General features: G+C 57.1%; 21 protein-coding genes. 10 read left to right on the forward strand and 11 right to left on the reverse strand.

The features are described from left to right. The 5 genes from HKD40_RS03915 to rph form a co-directional block, all read right to left on the reverse strand. Nucleotides 1-378 (reverse strand): YraN family protein, encoded by a 378-nt coding sequence (locus HKD40_RS03915; protein ID WP_169194414.1) that lies wholly within the window; start codon nucleotides 376-378, stop codon nucleotides 1-3. Then, a complete protein-coding gene (rsmI, locus tag HKD40_RS03920; protein ID WP_169194415.1) occupies nucleotides 344-1,234 on the reverse strand; it encodes a 16S rRNA (cytidine(1402)-2'-O)-methyltransferase in 891 nt (296 codons plus the stop codon). The genes HKD40_RS03915 and rsmI overlap by 35 nt, the downstream gene beginning before the upstream one ends. 71 nt (nucleotides 1,235-1,305) lie before the next feature. After that, nucleotides 1,306-2,457, reverse strand: coding sequence for a radical SAM family heme chaperone HemW (hemW, locus tag HKD40_RS03925; protein ID WP_169194416.1), 1,152 nt, complete (start codon nucleotides 2,455-2,457; stop codon nucleotides 1,306-1,308). 81 nt (nucleotides 2,458-2,538) lie between these two features. Then, entirely contained in the window at nucleotides 2,539-3,183 is a 645-nt protein-coding gene (locus HKD40_RS03930; RefSeq protein WP_169194417.1) for a non-canonical purine NTP pyrophosphatase, read from the reverse strand. Nucleotides 3,184-3,334: 151 nt separating this feature from the next. Then, the gene (rph, locus tag HKD40_RS03935; RefSeq protein ID WP_169194418.1) at nucleotides 3,335-4,051 is read right to left on the reverse strand and encodes a ribonuclease PH; all 717 of its coding nucleotides are present in this window, start codon (nucleotides 4,049-4,051) and stop codon (nucleotides 3,335-3,337) included. Between the two features lie 139 nt (nucleotides 4,052-4,190). Between rph and hrcA the strand changes: the two genes are divergently transcribed. The 3 genes from hrcA (at nucleotide 4,191) to HKD40_RS03950 (ending at nucleotide 6,224) form a co-directional block, all read left to right on the forward strand. Then, nucleotides 4,191-5,276, forward strand: a complete 1,086-nt coding sequence (gene hrcA / locus HKD40_RS03940; RefSeq protein WP_169194419.1) for a heat-inducible transcriptional repressor HrcA — start codon at nucleotides 4,191-4,193, stop codon at nucleotides 5,274-5,276. Between the two features lie 73 nt (nucleotides 5,277-5,349). Further along, entirely contained in the window at nucleotides 5,350-5,934 is a 585-nt protein-coding gene (gene grpE, locus HKD40_RS03945) for a nucleotide exchange factor GrpE (protein ID WP_169194420.1), read from the forward strand. Nucleotides 5,935-6,005: 71 nt separating this feature from the next. Then, the gene (locus HKD40_RS03950; RefSeq protein ID WP_169194421.1) at nucleotides 6,006-6,224 is read left to right on the forward strand and encodes a DUF6500 family protein; all 219 of its coding nucleotides are present in this window, start codon (nucleotides 6,006-6,008) and stop codon (nucleotides 6,222-6,224) included. Between the two features lie 23 nt (nucleotides 6,225-6,247). Here HKD40_RS03950 and pncA read toward each other — a convergent pair whose 3' ends face one another. Further along, the gene (gene pncA, locus HKD40_RS03955) at nucleotides 6,248-6,883 is read right to left on the reverse strand and encodes a bifunctional nicotinamidase/pyrazinamidase (protein ID WP_248305895.1); all 636 of its coding nucleotides are present in this window, start codon (nucleotides 6,881-6,883) and stop codon (nucleotides 6,248-6,250) included. Continuing rightward, entirely contained in the window at nucleotides 6,880-8,655 is a 1,776-nt protein-coding gene (gene pabB, locus HKD40_RS03960) for an aminodeoxychorismate synthase component I (protein ID WP_169194423.1), read from the reverse strand. The genes pncA and pabB overlap by 4 nt, the downstream gene beginning before the upstream one ends. A 112-nt stretch (nucleotides 8,656-8,767) precedes the next feature. Here pabB and HKD40_RS03965 point away from each other — a divergent pair, with 112 nt between their 5' ends. The 3 genes from HKD40_RS03965 to dnaJ all read left to right on the forward strand — a co-directional run bounded on the left by HKD40_RS03965 (nucleotide 8,768) and on the right by dnaJ (nucleotide 12,713). Then, complete coding sequence (locus HKD40_RS03965) at nucleotides 8,768-9,100, forward strand: hypothetical protein (protein WP_169194424.1); 333 nt, start codon at nucleotides 8,768-8,770, stop codon at nucleotides 9,098-9,100. A 227-nt stretch (nucleotides 9,101-9,327) separates the two neighbouring features. Then, nucleotides 9,328-11,235, forward strand: coding sequence for a molecular chaperone DnaK (dnaK, locus tag HKD40_RS03970; RefSeq protein ID WP_169194425.1), 1,908 nt, complete (start codon nucleotides 9,328-9,330; stop codon nucleotides 11,233-11,235). Nucleotides 11,236-11,582: 347 nt separating this feature from the next. Continuing rightward, complete coding sequence (gene dnaJ / locus HKD40_RS03975; protein ID WP_169194426.1) at nucleotides 11,583-12,713, forward strand: molecular chaperone DnaJ; 1,131 nt, start codon at nucleotides 11,583-11,585, stop codon at nucleotides 12,711-12,713. Between the two features lie 60 nt (nucleotides 12,714-12,773). Here the strand turns inward: dnaJ and HKD40_RS03980 are convergent, their stop codons facing one another. Further along, entirely contained in the window at nucleotides 12,774-13,181 is a 408-nt protein-coding gene (locus HKD40_RS03980; protein ID WP_169194427.1) for a glyoxalase/bleomycin resistance/extradiol dioxygenase family protein, read from the reverse strand. 83 nt (nucleotides 13,182-13,264) lie between these two features. On the opposite strand from HKD40_RS03980, the gene HKD40_RS03985 reads away from it, so the two are divergent. The 4 genes from HKD40_RS03985 (at nucleotide 13,265) to HKD40_RS04000 (ending at nucleotide 15,956) form a co-directional block, all read left to right on the forward strand. Continuing rightward, nucleotides 13,265-13,810, forward strand: a complete 546-nt coding sequence (locus tag HKD40_RS03985) for an NADPH-dependent FMN reductase (protein ID WP_169194428.1) — start codon at nucleotides 13,265-13,267, stop codon at nucleotides 13,808-13,810. A gap of 38 nt (nucleotides 13,811-13,848) precedes the next feature. Then, nucleotides 13,849-14,418: a histidine phosphatase family protein gene (locus tag HKD40_RS03990; RefSeq protein ID WP_282567635.1), complete on the forward strand. Its 570-nt coding sequence runs from the start codon at nucleotides 13,849-13,851 to the stop codon at nucleotides 14,416-14,418. A 64-nt stretch (nucleotides 14,419-14,482) separates the two neighbouring features. Then, nucleotides 14,483-15,184: an orotidine-5'-phosphate decarboxylase gene (gene pyrF / locus HKD40_RS03995; RefSeq protein ID WP_169194429.1), complete on the forward strand. Its 702-nt coding sequence runs from the start codon at nucleotides 14,483-14,485 to the stop codon at nucleotides 15,182-15,184. Between the two features lie 4 nt (nucleotides 15,185-15,188). Then, nucleotides 15,189-15,956, forward strand: coding sequence for a TIM barrel protein (locus tag HKD40_RS04000; RefSeq protein WP_210257014.1), 768 nt, complete (start codon nucleotides 15,189-15,191; stop codon nucleotides 15,954-15,956). Here the strand turns inward: HKD40_RS04000 and HKD40_RS04005 are convergent. The 3 genes from HKD40_RS04005 to nth form a co-directional block, all read right to left on the reverse strand. Then, the gene (locus tag HKD40_RS04005) at nucleotides 15,953-16,957 is read right to left on the reverse strand and encodes an adenosine kinase (RefSeq protein WP_169194430.1); all 1,005 of its coding nucleotides are present in this window, start codon (nucleotides 16,955-16,957) and stop codon (nucleotides 15,953-15,955) included. The two genes, HKD40_RS04000 and HKD40_RS04005, sit on opposite strands and share 4 nt — an antisense overlap. A gap of 96 nt (nucleotides 16,958-17,053) precedes the next feature. Beyond that, a complete protein-coding gene (locus tag HKD40_RS04010) occupies nucleotides 17,054-17,614 on the reverse strand; it encodes a TetR/AcrR family transcriptional regulator (RefSeq protein ID WP_169194431.1) in 561 nt (186 codons plus the stop codon). A 47-nt stretch (nucleotides 17,615-17,661) separates the two neighbouring features. Then, nucleotides 17,662-18,336: an endonuclease III gene (nth, locus tag HKD40_RS04015; protein ID WP_169194432.1), complete on the reverse strand. Its 675-nt coding sequence runs from the start codon at nucleotides 18,334-18,336 to the stop codon at nucleotides 17,662-17,664. Nucleotides 18,337-18,354: the final 18 nt, after the last annotated feature.

Genomic DNA, 18,354 nt, shown 5'->3' on the forward strand with positions numbered 1-18,354 from the left:
CTAGAAAGCGTTGATGAGATGAACCGGCAAACGGCCGGGTGCAAGGAAAATTACGTCAAAGCGGCAATCTCGGCCTGCTTCGTGTGGGTGGCGCATGAGCCAAAATTCTGCGGCCCGCGTGATGCGTTCGCGGTTAACCGCTTCGCTGGCCTCAAGATAATCCGAGAACTTTGCCCGCGCTTTGACCTCGATGAAGACCAAGGTTTTGGACTTTTCGGCAACAATGTCGATCTCGCCTACAGGGGTTTTGTAGCGGCGATTGCGAATGCGATAGAATTTGAGACCCAAATACAGCGCCGCCAGCGCCTCACTGCGCTGGCCAAATTTTTCGGCCAGAATGCTCTTATTCCGACTGCGCCTTGATCGCGAGGGCAGCATCGTAAACCTCCTTGCGCTTCAAATTGAAACGCGCGGCGATGTCATCGACGGCGGCACGCAGGGGCGCATCGGCCATGGCTTGGGTCAGTGCTGCCTGCCAATCTTCTGCCGCTGGGGCGGTTGGCTCGCTCGCACCGGAAACGACAATAACAGCTTCGCCCTTGGTGTCATCTTCAGCGAACTGTTGAGCCAACTCCGAAAGAGGCCCGCGAAACGTGCGCTCGAAGCGCTTGGTCAATTCCAGAGAGACCGAAGCCTGTCGGTCGCCAAACACTTCCGCCATGGAGGCGAGCGTGTCTGCGATGCGGCGGGGGCTTTCGTAAAACACCAAGGTTTCACGTGAATCCTTCAGACGACCGAGCGCATTGGCACGCGCACCGGCCTTGGGTGGCAGGAAGCCATGGAAGGCAAAAGCATCGGTTGGCAGGCCTGCCACCACCAAAGCCGAAAGCAACGCCGAGGCTCCGGGAATGGGGAAGACCGGCAGGTTCTGTTCAGCCAAGACGCGGATGAGCGGAAAGCCCGGATCGGAGAGCAGGGGGGTGCCCGCATCAGAAATGAGTGCAATCACTGCGCCAGCGCTAATGCGGTTGGCGATATCTTCTGCCTTCTCGCGCTCATTGTGCTCGTGAAAGGCGACGCGGCGGGCGCGGATACCAAAATGATCAAGCAGCTTTGCCGAGGTGCGGGTGTCCTCGCAGAGGATCGCGTCGGCAGCAGCCAAAGTTTCAAGCGCACGAATGGTGATATCGCGAAGATTGCCAATGGGTGTCGCAACGACATAAAGCCCAGGCAACAAGAGCGGCGCGTCAAAGCTACTGCCGGCAATAAAGAAATTCTTGCTGGTCTCACTCATGACAGCGCCTTTTATGAATAGTCAAAACTTGGAGCAGGTGAGGGCGCCGGGCGCCATCACCCAAAAAGGTTTTACGCTGCGAGATCGGCGACAACCGCGTCGAGAACAGGAAAACCCTTCTCCGTGACGCGCAGATTGCCGTTGGGGAGCGTTTCGAGGAAGCCATAGCCCTTCAAAACCTCGATCTGCCTTTCCGCCAGACCACGGCCGGAAATAGCCATGAAGCGCGATGGGGAAATGCCTTCCTTAAGACGCAGCCCCATGACGAGATATTCGTCGCCCTGTTCTTCCCAGCTCAGCACATCATTGGTGACCATGCCGTGGCCGTGTTTTTCCGTCAGGTCGAGCCACTGCCATGGCATTTTCTCGCAGGCTGTCGCGTAGCGCTGATGATTGACCATGAGGCGACCATGTGCGCCCGGACCAATGCCAGCATATTCGCCATAACGCCAATAGAGCATGTTATGGCGGCTTTCCTGACCGGGCACAGCATGGTTGGAAATCTCATAGGCGGGCATGCCAGCAGCCGACGTCAGCTCCTGCGTCATCTCATAAAAATCCGCGCCGAGATCTTCGTTCGGCATGATGAGCTTACCGGCATTATAGAGATCGTAGTAGCGCGTACCCTGCTCAATGGTGAGCTGGTAAAGGCTCAAGTGACCATCGGCCAGCCAGATGGCTTCCTTGAGCTCATCTTCCCAATCTTCAAGCGTCTGCTTGGGACGCGCGTAGATCAGATCAAAACTCGATCGATCAAAGATCGACTGCGCGATACGCACGGCAGCAATGGCTTCTTCGACAGAGTGGCGACGGCCCAATTCGGCCAGCGGACCAGGGCGCAGCGACTGCACACCGAGCGACACGCGATTAACGCCAGCCATGCGGAAGCCGCGGAAGCGATCCACCTCAACACTGGTTGGGTTGGCCTCCAGGGTGATTTCGGCATTGCTGTCGATTTGCCACTCATTGGAGATGGCATCCAAAATCGTGCCAACGGCCTTTGGCGACATCAGCGAAGGCGTGCCACCGCCAAAGAAAATCGACTGCACTAGACGGCCGGGCGTGAGCGAACCCATATGGGCGATCTCACGCTTATAGCCTTCAACGAAGGCATCTTCGTCAAACGGGCCGCGATGCACATGCGAGTTGAAATCGCAGTAGGGGCATTTGGAGGCACAGAAAGGCCAGTGCACATAAATGCCGAAGAGATCATTCCCGTTCATGGTCGAACGCCTCGCATAATGCACCGATCCGCCCCGCCCATCGGGGACAGAAGAATTGTTACTGCCCAGACATTGGTCTGACTAGGCATGCTCTATCTGGTTCTCAACGAATTGGGCAAAGGCCCGCGCACGATGGGAAAGACCAGTTTGACCGGGCGACCAAGAATGCTTCACCTCAGGCGCCATTTCACCAAAAGTGATGTCATGGCCATCAGGCATGAACATCGGGTCATAGCCATGACCGACATCGCCGCGTGGCGGCCAGATCAGCGTCCCTTCGCACTTGCCAACAAAAAGCATATCGCGGCCATCGGGATGGGCAAGGCAAAGCGTGGCATTAAACGAGCCGCGACGCTGGCCGGGAGAGCCTGCGCCTGCGGCCTGCAAGGCATCTTCCACGCGCTTCATGGCGCGATTGAAGTCGCGCGGCACACCAGCCCAATCGGCGGTGTAAACACCCGGATCGCCATTGAGCGCGTCGACGCAAAGGCCGCTGTCGTCGGACAGAGCCAACATATTGGCGCCCGTCGCCGCAGCATGAGCCTTGGTGCGCGCGTTTTCGGCAAAGGTGGTGCCGGTTTCTTCTGGCTCCGGCAGGCCCAAATCGCCCGCCGACACCAGAACCAAACCAAAGGGCTCAAACAATTCGCGGAATTCTTTGAGCTTGCCCGCGTTATGGGTCGCGATGCAAAGACGATCACCGGGGCGAAGACGAGGGATGGTCATTTCTTTGTACCTTCGAGTGCGCGGACGATGTCATTCCATACGCGAGAATTGTGAGCGGAAAAATGGCGTTCGCCATTGGGCCGCGCCGCCTGCTCAGGGCGAGCAGGACGGTCAGCAAGACGAAACGGTAGCTTCTTCCGCAACCAGTGCATTATTGACCCAGAACTGCGCGCTGCTGCGCGGAAAGTTCGGTAATGCCCTTTTCGGCCAGACCCATAAGGGCTTCCAGCTCCGAGCGGTCGAACGGAGCGCCTTCAGCAGTGCCCTGAATTTCGACAAACTTGCCCGAACCGGTCATGACGAAGTTGGCATCCGTTTCCGCTTCGACGTCTTCGAGATAGTCGAGATCGAGAACCGGGGTGCCGCGATAAATGCCGCAAGAAACCGCTGCGATACTGTCCTTGAGAACCTTGCCCTTGGTCAGCTTGCGCTCTTCCATCCAGGCGATGGCATCAACCAGTGCCACATAAGCGCCCGAGATGGCTGCGGTACGGGTGCCGCCATCGGCTTCAAGCACGTCACAATCGAGAGTGATCTGAGCTTCGCCGAGCGCTGCCAAATCTACAACAGCGCGGAGCGAGCGACCGATGAGACGCTGAATTTCTTGGGTGCGGCCTGTCTGCTTGCCGGCTGTGGCTTCACGACGATTGCGCGAACCGGTGGCGCGGGGCAGCATGCCGTATTCAGCTGTGACCCAGCCCTGACCCTTGCCACGCAGCCAACCCGGAACGCTGGTTTCAACCGAAGCAGTGCACAAAACTTTGGTGTTGCCGAAGGTTACAAGGCACGAGCCTTCTGCTTTCATGGAGACCTTACGTTCAAAGGTCACCGTACGCATATCTGAAGGCTGTCGACCGGAGGGGCGCATATTTTGTCCGCTAGAAAATGGTGTTAACCGCCTCTTAACCTCCAACGGCCCCACTCACAAGCTGCGGCAGCTTGGCGCTTGGGGAGGAAGAGCTTAAATGAGAGTACAGGGTTAAAGCGAAAGATTTAGCATAAAAGCCATGACCAGACCGGCAGAAGACTTCCTTAGCGTGCTCAACACGCGCTCCCAGGAGATTTTTCGGACCCTCGTCGAGCGCTATCTCGACACCGGTGTGCCCGTGGGATCGCGTGATCTTAGCCGACTTTTGCAGGTGGAGCTTTCCCCCGCTTCTGTCAGAAATGTGATGGCAGACCTTGAAGACCTAGGTCTTATTGCGGCGCCACACACCTCCGCTGGCCGTGCGCCGACCCAGCAAGGCCTGCGCTTTTTCGTCGACTCCATGCTTGAAGTGGGCGCGGTGGATGAGGATGAGCGCGGCCGGATAGCCCGTCAGATGGAACACACGGCCGGGCGCGGGCAGGTCGAGGACATGCTGACGGAAGCCTCCTCCCTCCTCTCCGGCCTTAGCCACGGCGCTGGCGTAGTTATTGCCACCAAGGCCGATATGGTGCTGAGGCATATCGAATTTGTGCGCCTCGATAATTCACGGGCCATGGCCATCATGGTTGGCGAAGATGGGCAGGTGGAAAACCGCATCCTCGATCTTCCACCCGGCTACGCCGCGAGCTCCTTGCAGCAGGCGGGCAATTACCTCTCCAATTACATTGTCGGGCGCACTTTGGCGGAAGCCAAAAAACTGCTCAATGAGCGACGCGATGAACAACGCGCCGAATTGGACGAGCTCACCCAAAAACTCGTCGACGCTGGCATTGCGACCCTGTCCACCCCTGCGTCGGGCAATGCTCCCACGGTGATCGTTCGCGGCCGCGCCAATCTCATCAATGACACCATGGCCAGCGACGAGTTGGCACGGATGCGGCAGTTGTTCGATGAGCTGGAAAGCAAGGATGGATTGCTCGATCTCTTGGGCGATGCGGAGCGCGGGCAGGGTGTCCGTATTTTCATCGGCTCAGAGAATAAGCTCTTCTCCCTCTCCGGCTCTTCGGTGATTCTCTCGCCCTATAAGGATGCCAATGATCGGATCGTTGGCGTCTTAGGCGTTATCGGGCCAACGCGATTGAACTATGCACGCATTGTCCCCGTTGTGGACTACACGGCTAACGTCATTTCCGCGATGATTGCGCGTAAGCGCGCAGCACGGTGAGTGAGAGCTTGAATTACCGTCTCGCTTGACCGATATGCGGGACAGAAAGTTTTAACGAACGGAAGAAGACACAATGAGCGACGAAAACGCCGCCCAGGGCGAAAATCCGGAAGTCGAGATCCCGACCACCGAAACCGCTCCAGAAGTCGATCCCGTTGAGGCATTGCAGGCGGAAAACGCCGACCTCAAGGACCGCGTTCTGCGTACCATTGCGGAAATGGAAAACCTGCGTAAGCGCACGGAGCGCGAAGTCGCTGACACCCGCACCTACGCCATCGCTGGATTTGCTCGCGATATGCTGAGCGCCACCGACGCGCTGTCGCGCGCGCTGCTGGTCATCCCAGCCGATGTCCGTGAGAGCGCTGAAGGTTCACTCAAGAGCCTGATCGAAGGCATTGAGCTGGCTGAACGCGAAACCAACCGTCTTCTTGCCAAGCATGGCGTCAAGCCGATTGAAGCCGCTGGCCAGAAGTTCGATCCGCATAAGCACCAGGCGATGTTCGAAGTGCCGAACCCGGCCGTTCCAGAAGGCACGATTGTGCAGGTCGTTCAGGAAGGCTTTGCCATTGGCGAGCGCGTTCTGCGCCCAGCCATGGTTGGTGTTGCCAAGGGCGGTCCAGCGGCTGAAGCAGGCGACGCGATCGACAAGAACGCTTAAGCGCTCTGCCTTCACACTTGAAAGGGCGCCATCCGGTGCCCTTTTTTATGCCTCAAGCGGACGGAAAATAAATGACACCCGCACTGCGTGAAAAAGCCATCGCGGTGTGTACCGCCAAAATCGCACAAAAGGGGGAGGGCGTTGGCCTCTCGTTTTATGCGTTTTTCGCCAACCGCAATGACACGCCTGATCTGCTGATGGAAATGGCTACGTGGTGGATAAAAACCCACCGCCTTGATCATTTTGTCAAAGCGACCACGATCAAGGCGATGCTCATTGCCGAACGATAATCAGCTTAGTTTCACGTGAATCCTTAGCTGATTAGCTCGGCCGACGTGATCCGCGTCACGCCCGCTTCTTCCAAATCAGCCCAAGCCTTTTCGAGCGAACCGTTGGCATCGATGGCGCGGGTGGCGTCTTCAATGACAAAAGTCTCAAACCCGCCAGCGGCAGAATCAATAGCTGTCCAGGCCACACAAAAATCGGTGGCGAGGCCAACCACGAAGACCCGGCTCAAATTGCGCTCGCCAAGATAGCTGGCGAGGCCAGTGAGCGTCGCGCGATCCGCTTCCTGAAAACCCGAATAGCTATCGATGGCGCGATTAAAGCCTTTGCGGATAATCATTTGCGCGTGTGGGATGTCGAGAGCGCCCGAAATTTCGGCGCCACGCGTGCCCCATATGCAGTGGTCCGGCCACAAGACCTGTGTTCCATAATCCAGATCTACCGTTTCAAACGGCGACTTGCCCACATGCTGGCTGGCAAAGGAAATATGATCGGCAGGGTGCCAGTCTTGGGTCAGCACGACATTGGCAAACTTCTTAGCCAAGGCGTTGACCACTGGAATGATCGCATCGCCATCGGCAACGGCGAGACTGCCACCGGGCAGAAAATCATATTGCACATCGACAACGACCAGAACGTCGTCGGATTTGATTTCAAAGCTCATGCTTTGCCCCTTACCCATTCGGCGCGGATAAGACCGCGCACGGAGTTGCCGAGATAGATTGCATCTGCCGTTTCGAGATCGGCAAGGGTCAGGATGGCTTCTTCCGCCTTCCCGCTCGCCAAAACTTCTGCCCGCAATGTTCCCGGCAACAAGCCGGAGCTGAGAGCAGGGGTCAGCAACCGACCATCCCGCTCAATGAACAGATTTGTAAAAGAGCCCTCGGTCAGCTCGCCGCGCTCATTGGTGAAAACCAATTCATCCAAGCCACGCTCATCATGGGCGCGCTTTTTCGGTTCATCGTAAAAGGCGCGATTGGTGGTTTTGTGCGCGACCCAAACCGACGAGGATTGCAAAACGTCGCTGGCGATATCGAAGCGAAAAAGGCTCGGACTCGGAGGTAGAGCCACCGCTGTCAAATCGAGCCCAGCTACAGAAAGAGTGAGACGAACCCGCATGGGCTGCGTCCAAGCGCTGGCGTTATCGTCGAGAAATTTTTCAATCGCGTCGGCTTCTACCGGCAAGCCAAAATATTCAGCCGAGGCGAGCAGACGCTCAACATGGCGCTGTCGCAGCACGAAGCCTTCTTCCGGGCTCCACTTAAAAGTTTCGATTAGGGTCACCGGCTCGGCCGGGTCAGCCAGAAACTGCAATTTGAGCAAAGCCTCCTGATATTCGTCTTCGGCAACACTGTCGGCGACAATGCCCCCGCCAACGCCGATCTCACCCTTACCCGCTGCGTCAATAACCGCGGTGCGGATGGCAACGTTGAAACCGAAATCGCCATTTGGTGCGATAAAGCCGATAGAGCCCGTGTAAACGCCCCGCGCGCCATCCTCGACCTCATGGATGATTTCCATGGCCCGCAATTTTGGGGCTCCGGTGATTGAGCCACATGGAAAGAGATTTTCGACGGCACCAATAGCGGTCATCTCTGGGAGCAGGCGCGAAACAATGCCCGAAGTCATCGTGTGCAGCGTACGATAGGTCTCCACCGTAAAAAGGTCTGTCACCCGCACCGAGCCGATCTCCGAAATCCGCGCCATGTCATTGCGCAAGAGATCAACGATCATGAGATTTTCAGCGCGGTTTTTCTCGTCGCTCTGCAAGCGAGCGCGATAGGCTGCGTCATCAGCGGCGCGGGGTGAGCGTTTTAATGTCCCCTTCATCGGCCGCGCGCTGAGCGCGCCATCTTTTGCCGAGATGAACAGCTCGGGTGAGGCCGAGAGAATTTTGTGGTCACCGGCATCGATATAGGTGCCAAAGGCGGTGGGCTGGCTTTGCACGAGACTGCGATAGAACCCGAGACTATCGCCAACCAAATCGAACTCAGCCTTGAGGGTGAGGTTGATCTGATAGACGTCGCCCGCCTCGATATAGTTTTTCACCCGGTCGAATGCTGATTTGTAGGTCTGGAAATCGGTTCGAGGGGCCAAACGTGCGGCTGCGCCCACAGGCGCTGCTGATAAAAGCGCATTGACGGAATCTTGTGTAAGATATTTCGGGGCGTCATACACGCCAAACCAGAACAGCGGAGACGCGGAATGCGCGGGCAAAAAGCCTCGCAAACGCTCCTCAAAGCCATAGCCCATTTCATAGGTAAAATAGCCGGCCAGCCAGAAGCCCTGCGCCTGCAGTTCGGCCATCTCCGCCATAACCAATAGCGCCTGATCATAGCTATGGGCGCTCAGCACGCGGTAGGGCGCTGAAAATAAAAGGCTCTTACTGTCTGCGTGAGCGCTGTCCTGCAACAGCACCGTGCCATTTGAAATCATGGCGCCTTCTAAAAGATTTCTCGGCCGTCCGATACTGCTCCCCTTGGCACCGATTTGCGAAAATGGCAAAAGACGACGCGATTTTATATGCCTATTTTCTGGAGAGTTTTATATGGCCAAGAATATCTTAGCCGCCATTGGTGCTGTCGCACTCCTGGCCGCTGCTACCCCTGCAATGGCAGAAACTGTTGAGTTCCAAATCATCAACAACAGCTCCATTGACCTGCATTATTTCTACACCACCCCGTCCAATGAAGACTCTTGGGGTGAAGACCTTCTCGAAAACCTCGGGGTGCTCGAAGCTGGCTTCGAAGCCACCGCCACCATCGGTGATGGTTCGGACCAGTGCCTTTATGACTTCAAGTTTGTTGGCGCCGAAGAGGAAGAGCTGATCGTCAACGAAGTCGATATCTGTTCGCTGGCAAGCTACACGCTCCAAGACTAAGCGGTAAAAGGACCCGAGTAATCCACCGGGTCTTCCACTGATTGTGCGGGGACGAAAATCATAACGCCCCCGCGCTTGAAGCCCTCGCCACACCCCCCTATATACGGCCCTAGGCCCCGAACGGGGCACTGATCCAGAACCTACGAGGGACCCCGGCCCCGAAGGGCCAGAAGTTGCTTTCGTTGCAAAGGACTTCACGGCGGGTTCGCTGAAAGAGAGGCTAGAGAATGGCTAAAGTTATCGGCATCGACCTCGGTACGACCAACAGCTGCGTCGCCGTCATGGACGGCAGCAACCCGAAGGTTATCGAGAACGCAGAAGGCGCACGCACCACGCCATCTATGGTTGCGTTTTCCAAGGACGGCGAACGTCTGGTCGGTCAGCCGGCTAAGCGCCAGGCCGTTACCAACCCAGAAAACACCCTGTTCGCTGTAAAGCGCCTGATCGGCCGTCGTTTCGACGACAAGATGGTCGAAAAGGACAAGGGTCTGGTTCCGTTCAAGATCGCACGCGCAAGCAATGGCGACGCATGGGTTGAAGCTTCGGGTGAGCAGTACTCCCCAAGCCAGGTTTCGGCCATGATCCTGCAGAAGATGAAGGAAACCGCTGAGGCTTACCTCGGCGAGACCGTCACTCAGGCAGTCATCACCGTTCCGGCTTACTTCAACGACAGCCAGCGCCAGGCCACCAAGGACGCAGGCAAGATTGCCGGCCTTGAAGTTCTGCGCATCATCAACGAGCCGACTGCAGCTGCGCTTGCATACGGCCTCGACAAGAAGAATTCCGGCACCATCGCGGTCTATGACCTTGGCGGCGGTACCTTCGACGTGTCGATCCTCGAAATCGGCGATGGCGTCTTCGAAGTGAAGTCGACCAATGGCGACACCTTCCTCGGCGGTGAAGACTTTGACATGCGTCTGGTCGACTACCTCGCTGACGAGTTCAAGAAGGAACAGGGGATCGATCTGCGTTCCGACAAGCTTGCTCTGCAGCGCCTAAAGGAAGCTGCTGAAAAGGCAAAGATCGAACTTTCGAGCGCCACTCAGACCGAAATCAACCTGCCGTTCATCACGGCAGACGCTTCCGGTCCAAAGCACCTGACCCTCAAGCTCTCGCGCTCCAAGCTCGAAACGCTGGTTGAAGACCTCATCCTGCGCACCATTGAGCCATGCAAGAAGGCAATGAAGGACGCGGGTCTGACCGCTTCGCAGATCGACGAAGTCGTTCTCGTTGGCGGTATGAGCCGCATGCCCAAGGTCCAGGAAGCTGTTAAGCAGCTCTTCGGCAAGGAACCACACAAGGGCGTAAACCCTGACGAAGTTGTGGCCCTTGGCGCAGCAATTCAGGGCGGCGTTCTGCAGGGCGACGTTAAGGACGTTCTCCTGCTCGACGTGACCCCGCTCTCGCTCGGCATTGAAACTCTGGGTGGCGTGTTTACCCGTCTTATCGACCGTAACACCACCATCCCGACCAAGAAGAGCCAGACCTTCTCGACCGCCGAAGACAATCAGTCGGCTGTGACCATCCGCGTGTTCCAGGGTGAACGCGAAATGGCTGCAGACAACAAGCTCTTGGGCAATTTCGACCTCGCCGGCATCCCACCAGCACCGCGTGGCGTTCCGCAGATCGAAGTGACCTTCGACATCGACGCCAACGGCATTGTGAACGTGTCCGCTAAGGACAAGGGCACTGGCAAGGAACACCAGATCCGTATTCAGGCATCGGGTGGTCTTTCGGACGCTGACATCGAGCAGATGGTCAAGGACGCAGAAGCCAATGCTGAAGCCGATAAGCGCAAGCGCGAATCGGTTGAAGCCAAGAACCAAGGTGAATCGCTCATCCACTCGACCGAAAAGTCCCTCAAGGACTACGGCGACAAGGTTCCTGCTGCTGACAAGACCGCGATCGAAACCGCGATCACCGATCTGCGCGCTGTCATCGACGGCGACGACGCAGAGCTGATCAAGGAAAAGACCAATGCTCTGGCAGAAGCGTCCATGAAGCTGGGCGAAGCCATGTACAAGGCTTCGCAGGCTGAAGCTGAAGCCAAGGCCGCTGGTACTACTGACGACAACGATGACGACATCCTTGATGCCGACTTCGAAGAAGTAAACGACAGCGACACCAAGAAGTAAGAATAACTTCGACGGCGTTTTCGAAGGCTCGGTGGCAACACCGGGCCTTTTTTGTTTTGGGATTTTGGCCCGCTGCCCACATAAGCGCTCTCGACCTCAGGACCTGCCTACCGCACATCCCAGGCCATATTGGGCGACGGATGCTCGCACAGGCCTTCGCTATAGTTTCACGTGAATCCGTTTTGGACGAAAAGACAAAAGCCTGCGCCGGTTGATCGCAGCCTTACCCCTTGCTAAGACGCATACAACTGCCCATATCGGCAGTACTCGCCGGGATGACACCGGCTGTTTCAGTTTCAAGTCCAGCGCGACGACCATGACCGGCGCGATCCAGGAGATAGACTACCTTGGCCAAACGCGACTTCTACGAGGTGCTCGGCGCACAAAAGGGTGCCGATGATGCCGCCCTCAAGAGCGCTTATCGCAAGCTCGCCATGCAATTCCACCCGGACCGCAATCCGGGGAACGCAGAGGCTGAAGCCAAGTTCAAAGAAATCAACGAAGCCTATGACACGCTAAAAGACCCACAGAAGCGTTCGGCCTATGACCGCTTTGGTCATGCCGCGTTTGAAAACGGCGGTGGTCGTGGCGGTGGCGGATTTGGTCCGGAGTTCAACTCCTCCATGTCCGATATTTTTGAAGACATATTCGGTGACTTCATGGGCGGTGGTCGTCGCGGTGGCGGCGGCTCGGCCAAAACACGCGGCTCGGATCTGCGCTACAATCTCGAGATCTCGCTTGAAGAAAGCTTTGAGGGTCGCACGGTTGAAATCGATGTGCCAACGCTTGCTGGCTGCGACACCTGCGATGGTTCGGGCGCTAAGCCTGGCACCGGCACCCACACCTGCCGCCAGTGTAATGGCCATGGCAAGGTACGTGCGGCGCAGGGCTTTTTCACCATCGAACGCACCTGCCCAGTTTGTAGCGGCCGTGGCGAGATGATGGACCAGCCGTGCACCGATTGCGGTGGTCAGGGCCGTCGCCAGCAGAGCCGCAAGCTTTCGGTCGATATTCCAAAGGGTATTGAAGACGGCACTCGCATTCGCCTCGCCAATGAAGGTGAAGCTGGGGTCCGCGGTGGTCCTCCGGGAGACCTCTATATCTTCGTCTCCGCCCGTCCGCATGATCTGTTCCAGCGCGATGGTGCCGATCTTTACGCCCGTATCCCGATCTCAATGACCACAGCAGCGCTGGGCGGCGAGTTCGAAGTGCCGACCCTCGACAATAGCCGCGCCAAGGTAAAGGTGCCCACAGGCACGCAGCCGGGCCAGCGGGTTCGCCTTAAGGGCAAGGGCATGCCGGTTCTGCGCAGCAAGGATGTTGGTGATCTCTACGTGCAGCTCGATATTGAGACGCCGCAGAACCTGTCCAAGCGCCAGCGCGAGCTCCTGGAAGAATTTGCCAAGCTCGAAACCAGCGACACCAGCCCAACCTCGGGTGGCTTCTTCGACAAGCTCAAGAAAATGTTCGATGCTTAAGCGTCTAAAACGAAAGGCGGCCCACGGGTCGCCTTTTTTGTTGTCGGTTGAGAAGAGCTGCTAGCCTTGCCCCATCTGGCTCATATCCATGTACATATATTCCCAGACGTGCCCATCAAGATCGGCAATCGCGCGAGAATACATAAAGCCGAGATCCTGAATGTCGCGATATTCGCGGCCACCAGCGGCTAGCCCTGCCTCAGCGATTTTATCGACATCGGCACGGCTTTCGCGCGACAATGCATAAAGAGCGGAGGTCGAGGATTTCGTATCCGAGATAGGATTGGGGGAGAAGAAGCGGAACTTGTCATGGGTCAGCAGCATGACAAAAATCGTCTCGCTGATCACCACACAGGCCGCAGTCTCATCGGTGAATTGCGGATTATGTGCAAACCCCAGAGCACGATAATAAGCCATCGCGGCTGGTAGGTCGCGCACCGGCACATTGATGAAGATCATTTCAGGCATAACGGCTTCCTCGCATTTTTCTCTTCGAGCGATGGAACATCCGAGCTGCCCAAACGTCTCGATAGAGGTTTTAGGAATTCACAATGAAGACAGCACTCACTCTTTCCGGCTCTATTCGCGCCGGTTCGCATAACCAAAAACTGCAGCACATCGTCAGCGATAAGCTGAGCCAAGCAGGGGTGGAGGTCAATGCACTCAATCTCGGCGACTTCCCAATGCCGATTTTTAATGAAGACTTAGAGCCGGACAATGTTCCGGAGGCAGCGGTTAAACTCGCCCAGCTTTGGCGCGAGGCCGACATTATTTTCATCGCTAGCCCAGAATATAACGGCTCGCACACCCCGCTTTTGGTCAACACGCTGGCCTGGCTCTCGCGCCAAAGTCCAAGCCCCTTCCGTCACGCGACTTTCGGCATCGGCGGCGTCAGCTCGGGCAAATATGGAACGCTGTGGAGCCTCAGCCACCTCCGAGAGTCATTGACCAAGGTCGGCGCTTTGGTCGTGCCAACACTTTTGGGCATTGGTCCGGCCAGCCAAGCGTTTGACGAGGCGGGCAATCTCACAGAAGCTGGCGTGATCAAAAAGATCGATACCATCGTCATCGAGATGACCCACTTCAACCGAGGCTAATCATTCGCGCACTTTACATCACCCACCCGCAGGTAGAGATCGATCCAGATGTTGCGGTCCCCCAATGGGGGCTTTCATCTGTCGGTCGGGACCGCGCGCAACACTTTGCGCAACGCAATCTGCTGCCGAGCTCGGTACAGATATTTTCGAGCGCGGAACGCAAAGCCATTGAGTTGGCTCACATCATTGGTGCGCCCTTGGGTGCGGAGATCATTTCCCATTCCAGCATGGATGAGAATGATCGCTCCGCCACGGGGTTTCTGGCCGGACCACACTTTGATGAGCACGCCAACCAATTCTTCGCACAGCCAGATCAAAGTGTTGCCGGGTGGGAGAGGGCGGTCGATGCGCAAGCGCGGATTGTTGCGGCCATCCGGACCGCCATTGCCTTTGCCGAACCCGATCGCTCCCTGATCTTTTGCGGCCATGGTGGCGTTGGAACGCTGCTCAAATGCCACCTTGGCGGGCTCCCGATTTCTCGCAGCCAAGATCAGCAGCATCTGGGCGTCGCCGGTGGCGGCAATTGCTTCATTTTTGATCCGCACGCCGAGACGCTTGAATCCGATTGGATGGCTATGGAAAGCCTACCCGCGTCCTGGATGGAGTGACGCCTTGTCGGCAAAACCAATTTGGTCCATACAGCACCAACACTAGACATCGCGGAGTTTTATAATGGCTGGCCATCTCATCGTGGGTCTTGACGTCCCGACGCGTGCACGCGCTGAAGAGATCGTTTCGCTCCTCGGCGATAGCGTTGAGTACTACAAGATTGGCTATCAGTGCTTTTATGGCGCCGATGGTTTTGCGCTCGGTAAGGAGCTGATCGCTGCCGGCAAGAAGGTCTTCTTCGACCTCAAACTCCTCGACATCGACAACACCATCGAAAAGGGCGTGGCCGCGATTGCGGAAACCGGCGCAGCAATGCTGACCGTCCATGCCTATCCCAAAACCATGCGCTCGGCCGCGAAGGCTGCAGCAGGCTCGACCCTCTGCGTGCTCGGCGTGACCGTCTTGACCTCAATGGACGATGTTGATCTGCGCGAAGCCGGTTATGAACGTGACGCCGTTGGTCTAGTCGCGCAGCGTGCTGAACAGGCTAGGGCTGCCGGCATTGGTGGCATTGTGGCCTCAGCGCAGGAAGCGGCCATGGTACGCCCCATCCTGGGCCCCAAAATGGCCATCGTAACGCCAGGCATTCGCCCATCCGGCGCCCCTCTGGGCGACCAGAAGCGTGCCATGACCCCGGGCGCAGCGCTCGATGCTGGTGCGAGCCATCTTGTCGTCGCGCGTCCAATCATAGAAGCTGCCGATCCGGCCGCAGCTGCCAAGGCAATTCTTGCAGAAATGAACGGCCCTCGCATCAGCTTGGCCTAACATCATGAAACTCTCAGCCTGTGTCGAAATGCTGTTCGTCCCCGAAACCGGGGAGGTGGCAGATCGGATCAGACTGGCAAAAGCCGCTGGCTTTGACGCCGTGGAATTCTGGCTGTGGTCCAACAAGGACCTCAGCCAGATCAAAGACGTACTGGCAGAAACCGGGGTCGCCTTGGCCGGGATTGTTGCCGAACCCTTTGCCAAACTCACAACATCCGCGGACCACGATCGCTTTCTCGCCGGGCTCGAAAAGAGCCGTGACGTGGCACTTGATCTCGGCACCAAGATACTCATTTGCCAATCCGGCCCCTTGCTCGAAAGCATGGATCGCAGTGCCCAACGCGACGCGCTGGCGCTGGCCATGGAAAAATCGGCAGATGTCCTAAAAGGCTCAGGCGTACGCTTGGCGCTAGAGCCGCTCAACGATCTCGTTGATCACCCAGGCTATTTCCTCACCGACACGCGCGAAGCCCTTGATATCATTCGCGATGTGAACCGGGCGGAGATTGGGCTTACCTATGACCTCTACCACTCGATGGTCATGGGGGAGGACCCAGAGGCAATTATGGCGGGCAATATCGACACCATCGCCCATCTTCATATCGCCGATCACCCCGGCCGCAATCAGCCGGGGAGTGGTGAGCTCGATCTCAAGCGTAAGCTCGAGTGGCTACATGGTGAAGGCTATGATGGATTTGTGGGGCTCGAATTCCGCCCCACCGGATCAACGGATGCGGCTCTGGCACAAATGCGCCAAAGCCTTTCGCTTTAAACTGCGAGGCCGTGGGATTTAGCCAGATCGGCAAGGCTTTGCTGCGGGCGAGCGCCAATGTGGGAGATCACCTCGGACGCAGCGAGGCAACCAGCCTTGAGGGCCATTTCGTGGTTCTGGCCACGCGCGAGGCCAAGCAGGAAGCCTGAGGCGAATAGATCGCCAGCGCCGGTCGCATCCATCACCTTGTCGACCGGGAAGGCCGGAACCGAAATCACTTCGCCATTGCAGATCGCCATCGCGCCTTCGGCGCCCATGGTGATGGCCGCAACTTCGGCGTCCTGAGCGATCTGGCGAACCGCAGCACCAAGGTCATCGGTCTCATAGAGAGACTTCAATTCATTCACATTGGCAAAGACATAGTCGATAGTTTTTGAGCGAATGAGGTCGAGGAACTCAGCGCGGAAGCGATCAACGCAGAACGGATCGGAAAGGGTGAATGCGGAAGCGCGTTCATGCTTATGGGCATAGTGGGCGGCGCGGACGAAAGCCTTCTTGGCTTCCACCGGATCCCACAAAAAGCCTTCCATATAGGTGACGGCCGAACCGCCGATTTCATCTTCCAGAATATCGCGCTCGGTCAGCTCATGGCAGGCACCGAGGTAAGTATTCATGGTGCGCTCGCCATCTTCGGAGACGAAGATCATGCAGCGGGCGGTGCGCGCACCGTTAATGAGGCGGGTCGTCGAATAATGCACGCCCTGCGCGCGCATATCGGTGTCAAACACATCCCCAAGACCGTCATCGGCCACCTTGCCGACAAAGGCAGCGCGCCCGCCGAGCGAGGCGACGCCAGCCGCCGTATTGCCCGCCGAACCACCGGAGCTCTGTTGACGGCTGGCAGGCATTTTGCCGTAGAGATATTCGGCGCGATCCCCATCGATGAGGTGCATAATGCCTTCGGTCATGCCCTCGCGTTCAATGAAGCCGGGCTCGATTGGCGTGATGATGTCGACGATTGCATTGCCAATAGTCAGCACGTCAAAGCGGGTCTGCGTCATTGAAAAGGTCCGAGGTGATAGGAAAACCGAAAAAGTCTTATGCTAAGCGTCCGGTGCGGGCAATGCCGTCAGCATGTCGCAGCTGGCCAGCTTGGCCTAAAGGCTGGCCAAAACATCGGCGATGAGCGCCTTGGTTTCTTCAGGTGTTTCGACCTTCACCTGTCCATCAAGCAAGAGCATAGCCAGACCATGAACTTTGGCCCAAGCAGACAGGGCTTTCACACGGTCAAATTCATCGTCGCCACCGATAACCTGTCGCAGACTATCGAAAGCCGTGTCTGACGCCATTTTCAATCCTGGCCTCGCAATCTTGGTCAGCTGTGGCGAGAACATGAGACGGAAGAGATTGGCGTTTTCGAGCGCAAACAGCACATAGGTTTTGCCCATGGCCGACAGCGGATTATCGGGATGCTCTTCGGCAACCTTTGCCATGCGCGCTGAGAAGCGATGAAAGCCCGTGATGGCCAGAGCTTCGAGCAGCGAGTTGCGGCTATCAAAATGCCGATATGGGGCTGCTGGGGAGACGCCAACCAATCGCGCTAGATCGCGCAGGCCGACGCCTTGCTCGCCATCGCGTTCCAAAATGCCCATGGCAACCTCCAGCATGACGCTGCGAAGATTGCCGTGATGATAAGAGCTCAGATGAAATGTTGACATGAACCACATATCGCGCGGCGATGTTGGCAGTGTCAACAAAGGTGCGATTAGCTGCGGGCAGGGTTCTCTGTTTTGGGGGAGAAATTGCACCACTCCAGTATCGGGCAGCGCCAGCATTCTGGCTTTCGCGCTTTGCAAATATAGCGACCGTGGAGGATCAACCAATGATGGGCATGGAGCATATAGCGGTCCGGCACCATTTTGGTGAGCGCCATTTCCACTTCAAGCGGGGTCTTACCCAAGGCCATGCCGGTGCGATTGCCGACGCGGAAGAGATGGGTGTCGACGGCAATGGTCGGCTGCTTGAAGAAAATATTGAGCACGACATTGGCCGTCTTGCGACCGACGCCGGGCAGGGCCTCTAGCGCCTCGCGCACATCTGGCACTTCCCCGCCGTGCTTGTCGATCAGCTGCTTGGAAAGCTCATAGGTGAACTTGGCCTTGTTGCGGTAGAGGCCGATGGTCTTGATCTCGTTCTCAATGCCCTCAACGCCGAGTGCCACCATGGATGCGGGGTCGGGTGCGAGCTTGAAGAGATTTTTCGTCGCCTTGTTGACCCCGACGTCGGTGGCCTGCGCGGACAAAACCACGGCCACCAGCAGAGTGAAGGCGTTCACATAATCGAGTTCACCCTTGGGTTCGGGCTCGATTTCGTGGAAACGATCAAATACAGCTTCGGCTTGAGCCCGGGTGAGCCTCTTCACTTTTTGTGTTGCTGCCATTCTCTCGCTTCCGAATCT

The organism is Devosia sp. MC1541 (assembly GCF_012847305.1).
Classification (GTDB): Bacteria; Pseudomonadota; Alphaproteobacteria; order Rhizobiales; family Devosiaceae; genus Devosia.